This window comes from Nocardiopsis sp. NPDC006198, from assembly GCF_040613895.1.
Taxonomy (GTDB): domain Bacteria; phylum Actinomycetota; class Actinomycetes; order Streptosporangiales; family Streptosporangiaceae; genus Nocardiopsis; species Nocardiopsis tropica.
The window spans coordinates 1-8,597 of record NZ_JBEXSY010000116.1 but is presented as its reverse complement, the minus strand read 5'-3'; the positions used below and the strand labels follow the sequence as shown (position 1 = coordinate 8,597).

General features: G+C 74.2%; 5 protein-coding genes. All 5 read right to left on the bottom strand.

The window, feature by feature from the left end; translation table 11 throughout:
* Positions 1 to 157: 157 nt before the first annotated feature.
* The 5 genes from ABZ234_RS33550 to menD all read right to left on the bottom strand — a co-directional run bounded on the left by ABZ234_RS33550 (position 158) and on the right by menD (position 8,403).
* A complete protein-coding gene (locus ABZ234_RS33550) occupies positions 158 to 2,176 on the bottom strand; it encodes a PhoX family phosphatase (RefSeq protein ID WP_355014725.1) in 2,019 nt (672 codons plus the stop codon).
* Between the two features lie 483 nt (positions 2,177 to 2,659).
* A complete protein-coding gene (locus ABZ234_RS33545; protein ID WP_355014724.1) occupies positions 2,660 to 4,021 on the bottom strand; it encodes a GntP family permease in 1,362 nt (453 codons plus the stop codon).
* A 12-nt stretch (positions 4,022 to 4,033) separates the two neighbouring features.
* Positions 4,034 to 5,233, bottom strand: coding sequence for a glycerate kinase (locus ABZ234_RS33540; RefSeq protein WP_355014723.1), 1,200 nt, complete (start codon positions 5,231 to 5,233; stop codon positions 4,034 to 4,036).
* Between the two features lie 64 nt (positions 5,234 to 5,297).
* Positions 5,298 to 6,398 (bottom strand): sugar diacid recognition domain-containing protein, encoded by a 1,101-nt coding sequence (locus ABZ234_RS33535; protein ID WP_355014722.1) that lies wholly within the window; start codon positions 6,396 to 6,398, stop codon positions 5,298 to 5,300.
* A gap of 292 nt (positions 6,399 to 6,690) precedes the next feature.
* The gene (gene menD, locus ABZ234_RS33530) at positions 6,691 to 8,403 is read right to left on the bottom strand and encodes a 2-succinyl-5-enolpyruvyl-6-hydroxy-3-cyclohexene-1-carboxylic-acid synthase (RefSeq protein ID WP_355014721.1); all 1,713 of its coding nucleotides are present in this window, start codon (positions 8,401 to 8,403) and stop codon (positions 6,691 to 6,693) included.
* Positions 8,404 to 8,597 lie beyond the last annotated feature (194 nt).

Sequence of the window (8,597 nt, the reverse complement as noted above, 5' to 3'; positions counted from 1 at the left end):
CGAGGTCCCCGTCGTGGCGCTCTCCCAGCTGAACCGTGGCCCCGAACAGCGCACCCGGTGCGCGGTGCGCACACGGCCGCCTGCGGGAGCGACCGGCCCGGCAACCCCCACGACGGAGCCGGGGCCGGCCTCCCGCGCCCTCCCTCGGGGAGGGGGTCTACCTGCCGACGTCGCGCCCGGCGGTGTGCCAGATGCACACCACGGACGGGCGCGGGAAGTCGCCGTCGGGCCACGTGCTGGTGGGCTCCGCCAGGGTGCCCCCGTCGCCGGGGTGCTGCGGGGCGAGGAACACCGTCTTGTTGTCCTTCGAGATGAGCGGGCCGCAGGCCTCCGCGCCGACCGGGACGGTGGCGAAGGTCCTCAGCTCACCCCGGAAGCGGCCCTCGACGGGGACCACGTGCAGGGCGTCGTTGATGCCCAGCGCGCCGGGCTGGCCGTCCGTGGAGATCCAGAGGTTGCCGTCCTTGTCGAAGGTCAGGTTGTCCGGCGCCGAGATCGGCATGACCTTGGACTTGTCGAAGCCCGCGTAGTAGGTGTCCTCGTCCTCGGGGTTGCCGCAGACGATGGGCACGTTCCAGGCGAACTCCGTGGCCCCGGCGTCCGAGCCCGCCTCCACGATCTCCAGGATGTGGCCGTGCTTGTTGGGGCCGCGCGGGTTGGGCTCGTCGGCCTGGCCGGGCTCTCGGGCGGAGTTGTTGGTCAGCGCGCAGTAGACCTTGCCGGTGACGGGGCTCGGCTCGAAGTCCTCGGGCCGGTCCATCTTGGTGGCGCCCACGGTGTCGGCGGCGAGCCGCGTGCGCACCAGGACCTCGGCGACGCTGAACCCGGGCACGAAGCTCTCGGTGTCGGTGCACAGGGCGATCCACTCGCCGCTGCCGTCGAACTCGCCGTCCTCGGGGAGCGCCCCGGAGCCGTCGAACTCCTCGGCCGGGCTGTTGCCGGTCAGGCGGGCCACGTAGAGGGTCCCGGTGTCCAGCAGGGTGAGGTTGTGGCGGCGCGAGCCCTCGACGTACTTCTTCGCGCTCACGAACTTGTACATGTAGTCGAAGCGCTCGTCGTCGCCCATGTACGCGGCCACGCGGCCGTCGTCGGTGATCCGGATCGTGGCGCCCTCGTGCTTGAAGCGGCCGAGCATGGTGCGCTTGAGCGGCTCCGACCCCGGGTCCAGCGGGTCGATCTCGACGATGTAGCCGAACCGGTTGGCCTCGTTGGGGTGCTTGGCCAGGTCGAAGCGCTCCTCGAACCGGTCCCAGCGGCGGCCGGCGAGGCCGGTCCCCATGCCGTACCGGGCGTTGGGGGCGTCGGCGGGGGCGTTGCTGAAGTACTGGTTGAAGTTCTCCTCCGCGCTGAGGAAGGTGCCCCAGGGGGTCATCCCGCCCGCGCAGTTGTTGAGCATGCCCTTGACCAGGGTGCCGTCCGGGTCGTCCTGGGTTCTGAGCAGCTCGTGCCCCGCGGCGGGGCCGGTCAGGCGCATCGGGGTGGAGGCGGTGAGCCGCCGGTTGAAGGCGCGCTCCCCGTCGGCCAGGCGCCACTCGCCGGTGCCGGCGTGGCGCTTCAGCTCCACGATGGACCCGCCGTGGGCGGCCATGGCGATCCTGACGTGCTCCTCGTCCGCGGTCGCGCCGTCCGTGTACCCGGGGAACATCAGTTCCTCGTTGGTGTACTCGTGGTTGACCCACAGCAGGCCGTTGTCGTCGTCGAGCTGGTGGAAGCCCACGTAGTCGCAGTTGTAGCCGAACTGCTGCTCCTGGGCCTCGGCCGTCTGGGCGTCGACGTCGAACTCGGGGGCCCCGGGCAGGACGGGGTCTCCCCAGCGGATGATGACGTGCTGGTCGTAGCCCCGGGGGATGGTGACCTTGTCGTCGGTGTTGGTCTGCACGCTCGTGAAGGTCGGCCGGGGCGCGGGGTGGGGGCGTCCGGGCCCGCGGTCGGCGGCCGCGGTGCCCAGGGCGGAGAGGCCGAGGGCGGAGACGCCCGCGCCGACCGCTCCGGCGCGCAGGGCGCTGCGGCGCGAGAGGGCCTTCTGGAAGATGTCGCCGAAGTAGGGGTTGGCGCTGGTGTTGGGGGCGGGGTGGAAGCAGGCGTCGCCACAGCGCAGGGCGCATGTCGCGCGGGAGCGACCGCCCCCTACCTGGCCGAGCAGCGGCAGCGGGCGGCGGGGCGCGGATTCGGGCACACCTTCTCCTTGGGGATCGTCTCTGCTCCCGTGCGCTCCGCCAACGTGCGGGGTCGGGTCGGAGCGCGCGGGTCGTTCTCGTCCGGCGGGCCTCCCGCCGGACGCTCTCGACCTTGGCCGAGGTTCCACTCGCACAGGTGAAACCGAGGTGAACGCCCCTACAACTCCACCGCATCCCTGGGTCGGTCACGCTCCACGGTCGTCAGGGCACCCACCGTCGACTTACGCCGCGATCCTCACACGTCGGACGCCCCGTGTCCTACGTGCCACGCCCGGTCACCTGTCCGTGTGGATCCCCGTCGGAACCGGTCCCGCTCCCGCCCGCACGTCCCGCGGTCGGGGTGTGCGCGCCTCCGCGTGGGCGCGCGCCGCGGCCGGCAGGGGCCGAAGACGCGTCCGCCCCCGCCGGGGGTCCCGGCGGGGGCGGACGCGACGCGGACCGGCGCGCCGCCGGCCGTGCGGGCCGGGGCGCGCCGAGGCGGGTCACAGCAGGAAGAGGGCCAGCACCTGGATCGCGGCGAAGGCGGCGACGCCCTCGACGGCGGTCGCCACCGTGAGGGTGCGGTAGGCCGTCGCCACCGGGATGCGGCTGAGCTGGGAGACCACCCAGAAGTAGGAGTCGTTGGCGTGCGAGACCACCATCGCGCCCGCGCCCACGGCGAGCACGGTCAGGACCATCCCCTCGGGGGAGGCGAGCCCGAGCGAGCCGAGCATCGGCGCGATCAGCGCGGAGGTGCTCACGATCGACACGGTGGACGAGCCCTGGGCGGTCTTGAGCGCCGCGGCGATCAGGAACGGCACGGCCAGGCCGATGCCGAGTCCGGCCAGGTTCTCGGACAGGAAGCCGGTCAGCGGGGAGGCCGCCAGCACGGCGCCGAAGGAGGCGCCCGCACCGGTGATGAGCAGGATCGGGGCGGCGACGCGGATCGACTCGTGCATCTGCTCGTTGAACCGGGTCAGCTTGCCCGAGCCGCGCAGGAGGGTCGTCGCGGCCAGGAGGCCGATGACGAGCGCGATGACCGGGGTGCCCAGGAACGTGACGATGTCGAAGGCGGTCCCCTCGCCGATCGGCCGGCCGGGGAGGTTGACCACCGAGGAGGCGCAGATGAGCACCAGCGGCAGCAGGATCGGCAGGAACGCGGCGAAGGCGTTGGGCAGGCGGCCGTAGCTCTCGCGCAGCTCCTCGTAGGTCTGCGTGGTGATGTCGTCGTCGCTCTCGGGGGGCAGCGGCGTGAAGTCGCGGCGGGAGAACACGGTCGCGTAGGCCAGCCCCGCGAGGGCGGCCACGGCGGCGACCGGGAGGCCCAGGGCGATGAGCATGCCCAGGTTGTCGGAGATGCCGATGTTCTCGGCGGCGGCGAGCGGGCCCGGGGTCGGCGGCACCAGCGTGTGCGTCGAGTACAGGCCGGTCATCAGCGCGATGGCCGTGGCGAGAGAGGACACGCCCGTGCGCAGGGTGACCGCCTTGCGCAGCGAGTTGAGGACCACGTACCCCGAGTCGCAGAACACGGGGATGGAGACGATGTAGCCGATCAGCGTCATCGTCAGGTTCGGGAACCGGGTGCCGATCAGCCGGATCAGCGCCTCGGCCATGGAGATGGCGGCGCCGGAGCGCTCCAGGATCACACCGATCATGGTGCCGAAGAGGATCACCAGGCCGATGTTGCCCATGGTGCTTCCGAAGGCCGTCGTCACGGTGGTGACGATCTCGCCGAGCGGAAGGCGGAAGGCGAAGGCGCCGAGGATGGCGGCGCCCATGAGCGCGAGGAAGGGGTTGACCTTCCAGCGCGCTGTGGCGAGCACGATGCCCGCCACGAGGACGATGAGGATCAGGAGCGCGGTCACGTGCGGTTTTCCTTAGGGATGTACGGGTCGGGTGAAGCTGTTCGCGAGGAGCCGGCAGCAGTTGTAGGCGGCCCAGGTGATGCCGGGGAGCGCCTCGTCCTGCATCTGTTCCAGGGAGCCCGGGCCCCGCGCGATGGAGAAGGCGGCGGTGATGCCCGAGCGGCGGAGCTCCTCGGCGGAGACCGCGACCCGGCCGGCGATCACCACGACGGGGCGGTCGGCGGGGGTGAGGCGGCGCACCGCGTCGACGACCTTCCCGGCCAGGGACTGGCCGTCGAAGGACCCCTCCCCGGTGAGGACGAGGTCGGCCCGGGAGAGGAGCTCCTCGGCGCCCAGGACGTCGGCGACCATGCGGGAGCCGGGGACGACCTCGGCGCCCAGGAGCGCGGTCAGCCCCGCGGGCAGGCCGCCGGCGGCCCCCATCCCGGGGAGGTCGCGGACGTCGGTCCCGGAGGCCTCGGCGAGCACGTCGGCCAGGCGGCGCAGTCCGGCGTCCAGGGTTCGCACGTCCTCGGGGGAGGCGCCCTTCTGCGGGCCGAAGACGGCGGCCGCGCCCTCGTCGCCGAGCAGGGGGTTGGTGACGTCGCAGGCGATGCGCCAGCGCACGCGGCGGGCGCGGGGGTCGAGCCCGTCGAGGTCGACGCGGTCGAGGCCGGTGAGGGCCCCGCCCCCGTCGGGGAGCTCGGAGCCGTCCGCGTCGAGGAAGCGCGCCCCCAGCGCGGCGAGGAGGCCGGTGCCCCCGTCGGTGGTGGCGGAGCCGCCGATGCACAGGAGGATCTCCTCCACACCCGCGTCCAGCAGCGACGACACCAGGGGACCGATGCCCCGTGTGGTCGCGGTCAGCGGCCGGAGGGGGACGTCGGAGACCGCGGGCAGCCCGTTGGCCTCGGCGGCCTCGATGACGCCCGTCAGGTGGTCGGGGGAGAGCCCGTACCTGGCCCGGACGGGCCTGCCGAGGGCGTCGGTGGTGTCCGCGGTCAGCGCGGTCGTGCCCCAGGCGCCGAGCAGGGCGTCGAGGGTGCCCTCGCCGCCGTCGGCGAAGGGCAGGGTCCGGACCGCCACCGGCGTGCCCTGCTCGTCGAAGGCGTCCTGGACGCCCCGGGCCATCGCCGCCGCCACGTCCACCGCCCCGGCACTCCCCTTGAAGGAGTCCGGGATGATGGCGACGCGGAGGGGGGATGCCTCGTCATGTGTGCGAAACGCTGTGGACATGCAGGAGAGCCTAAGCACATCACCGGTGCGTTTCGACGGTGATTCGCCCAGTCTTCCTGGGAGTTTATGTGAACCCTGTGTGCGTTTCGCCCAGGGCGTCACACGCGTACAGGGCCATCTGGAGCGTGGTCAGGTGGTCGGCCCGGCGGATGTCCAGACCCGTCACGGACCGGATCCGCTCCACCCGCTGGAGCAGGGTGTTGCGGTGGACGTACACCGAGTCCGCCGCGGCCTGCATCGAGGTCGTCGAGGCCACCGCCACGACCGTGCGGCGCAGCGCGCCGTTGAGCTCCGCGACCCTTCCCGCCAGGTTCTCCAGGGTGCGCGGGGGCAGGTGGGCGACGGCCACGGCGATCGTCCGCGACCACGGCACGCCGCTCGCCGCGGCGGGGATCAGCCCGGCGTAGCGGCACAGGGCGCGCGCCTCCTCCGCGTGGGCGAGCAGGACGCCGACGTCGTCGGTGGGCGCGGTGGCGGTGTGGCGGCTCTCCGGCGGCAGGCCCGGGGCGCGCGGCGCGGGGGCGGCACCGGAACCGACCAGCCAGAGGGCCCCGTGCAGGACGGCGGCCCGGTGCCCGGCGTCGGCGTTGATGCGGACCACGGCCGTCTCGGCCAGGCCGGGAGGGGCGGCGGAGCCGTCCGGGCGCGGGGCGGCGGCCGCCCACAGGGCCAGCGACCAGGGCGGGGCGAGCCCGGCGGCGGCCAGCCGGGCCCGGGCCGCCGCAGGGCGGGCGGTGCCCGAGCTGAGGGCGGCGATGAGGTCGCGGGCCTCGGTGTGGCGCCGGGTGACCGCGTCCTGCTCGTACTCCTGGGCGAGGAGGAGCTGGACGGTCAGCGCGACGACCCGGGCCAGCGGAGCGACCTCGTGCGGGTCCCCCGTCACCCCGACCACACCGCGCAGCTCACCGTCCACCACCAGGGGTTCGTTGGCCCCGGGCCGGTCGGAGGTGCCCGGTTCGGGGGATGTGACGAGCACCCCGCGCCCCTCGGCGATCACTCTCTGGGCGCCGCGGTGGAGGGTGCCGCGCCGGTCGGGGTCCAGGCAGGCGATGATGGTGCCGTGCTCGTCCATCACGTTGATGTTGTGGCTGATCGTCGGGGCGATCAGGTCGACCACGCGCTGGGCGAGGTCGCCGCTCAACGGTGGCCTCGCGTGTTCGGCCATGGCCCACAGGATAGGCGCAGGTGGGAGGGCGGCGGGCCGGGCGGGGGCGTCCCGGCTCCGCCGGTCGGCGCGGCCGGGGCGTGCCTCCGCGGATCCGGGCCCCGTGCGGGGGCCGACACCGCGGCGGGCCGTGGTCCGGACGGTGCCCGCGAGGGCTCCGTCAACACGCCCCTCCGCGACCGCACCGCGGCCGTCCCCGCCCCGGAGGGGCCGCGGGACGGGACCCGCGGCCCGTGTCACGGTCGCGCACGCGAGGCCGGCGCCGGTCGCGTGCGACGGCTCCGGCAGGTCCTCACAGGGCCGCTTCGACCGCCGCGTCCACCGCCGACTGCAGCCTGCGGCGCAGCGCGGCGCTGTCCGGTCTCTTCGTGCACACCTCGATGACCCGCAGGCCCTCCCCCAGGAGCGCCTTGGGCAGGTCGGTGGCCCACTCCAGCCGCGTGTAGGGCAGGTCGGCCACGGCCGCCACACGCTCCATCGACACCCCGTGCGGCGTGCCGAAGACCCGCTCGAAGTCGGGGTGCCCCGCCTGCTCCAGGCCGGAGAAGATCCCGCCCCCGTCGTTGTTGACCACCACGACGGCCAGGTCGGGCCGGGGCTCCCCCGGGCCGATGATCAGGCCGTTCTGGTCGTGCAACAGCGCCAGGTCGCCCAGCAGCGCGTAGGCCTGGCCGCCGTCCGCGCCCTGGTGGGCGAGCGCGGCGCCCACGGCGGTGGACACGGTGCCGTCGATCCCGCTCACGCCCCGGTTGCCGACCAGGCGCACGCCGCAGCGCGCCCGCATGGTGGCGTCCAGATCGCGGATGGGCATGCTCGACCCGGCGAACAGCAGCGAGCCCGCGGACAGGTGGGAGGCCAGGTCGCGGGCGAGCCTGGGCTCGCTCAGCACCTCGTCCCCGTCCAGGACCGCGTCCAGCGCGCCGCGCGCGGCGGCCTCGGCGAGCCGCCACCTCTCGGACCACGCCGTGCGCGGCGGGGAGGCCGGGTCCAGGCCCGCCGGCGGCGCGACCGCCGCGACCACGTCGGTGGCGGTGCGGGCCGGGTCGGAGAACGCGTTGGCCAGGCTGCCCGCGGGGTCTCCCACCGCTCCGGCGGTCACCGCGACGTGCCGCTCGGCCCTGCGCAGGAACGCCAGGATCTGGCGGGACAGGTTCGGGCGCCCCACGCTCACCACCAGTTCCGGGGCCTGCCCGGAGACGAAGCGGGGCGAGGCCAGGAGCTGGCGGTAGGTGGAGACGGCGTCCCCCCTGCGCGCGTTGGAGGTGGGCTCGGCCAGGAGCGGCCACCCGGTCAGCTCGGCCAGCGCCAGGAACGGCACCGGGTCGTAGTCGCCGTCGCCGCACACGATCACGCCGCGCTCCGCGGCGGGCAGGACGAAGGGTTCGGGAGGGGAGGGCGGTCCGGGGCGGTTGATCCACGGCCGGCGGTCCGGACGCCCCTCCAGGGGCTCGGGCCACGCGTCGGCGGAGTCGTCGGGGGTCAGGGGGTCGCGGAAGGCCACGTTGAGGTGGACCGGCCCGGGTCTGCCCCCCACCGCCGCGCCCCAGGCGCGGCAGGCCAGGGAGCGCCAGTAGGCGACCATCCCCGGCACCGGGTCGGGGGTGCCCACCTCGGCGAACATGCGCACGGCGCCGCCGTACAGGCCGATCTGGTCCACCGTCTGGTTGGCGCCGGTGCCCCGCAGCTCCGGAGGCCGGTCGGCGGTCAGCACCAGCAGGGGCACCGCGCTCTCGTCGGCCTCCATCACAGCCGGGTGGAGGTTGGCGGCCGCCGTACCGGAGGTGCACACCACCGCCACCGGGCGCCGGGCCGCACGGGCCAGGCCGAGTGCCAGGAACGAGGCGGAGCGCTCGTCGACGCGCACGTGGACGCGGATCTCGGGGTGGGCGACGAGGGCCAGGGCGAGCGGTGTCGAGCGCGACCCCGGCGCGACCACGGCCTCGACCAGGCCGCCTCGGGCCAGCTCGTCGACGAGGACCCGCGCCAGGGCGGTAGACGGATTCATCAACTCTCTCGATCGTCTCAAGGTGTACCAAGTATCGCCGCGTGGACTCGTCCCCTCCAGTCAACCCCCACCCAGGGCGGAGGTCGAACGAATCCCGCTGTTGTTCCCGGCACATCCGCGTCGGGCGCACCGTGGTCGGCATCATCGGCCTGATCTTCGCGCTCCAGGTCAACAGCAAGTGGGAGTCGGGTGAC

What these genes read in the sequence shown, in the direction of transcription:
- ABZ234_RS33540 (WP_355014723.1), bottom strand. Translation starts at nt 5,233, where the DNA reads ATGTCCACAGCGTTTCGCACACATGACGAGGCATCCCCCCTCCGCGTC.
- ABZ234_RS33535 (WP_355014722.1), bottom strand. Translation starts at nt 6,398, where the DNA reads ATGGCCGAACACGCGAGGCCACCGTTGAGCGGCGACCTCGCCCAGCGC.
- menD (WP_355014721.1), bottom strand. Translation starts at nt 8,403, where the DNA reads ATGAATCCGTCTACCGCCCTGGCGCGGGTCCTCGTCGACGAGCTGGCC.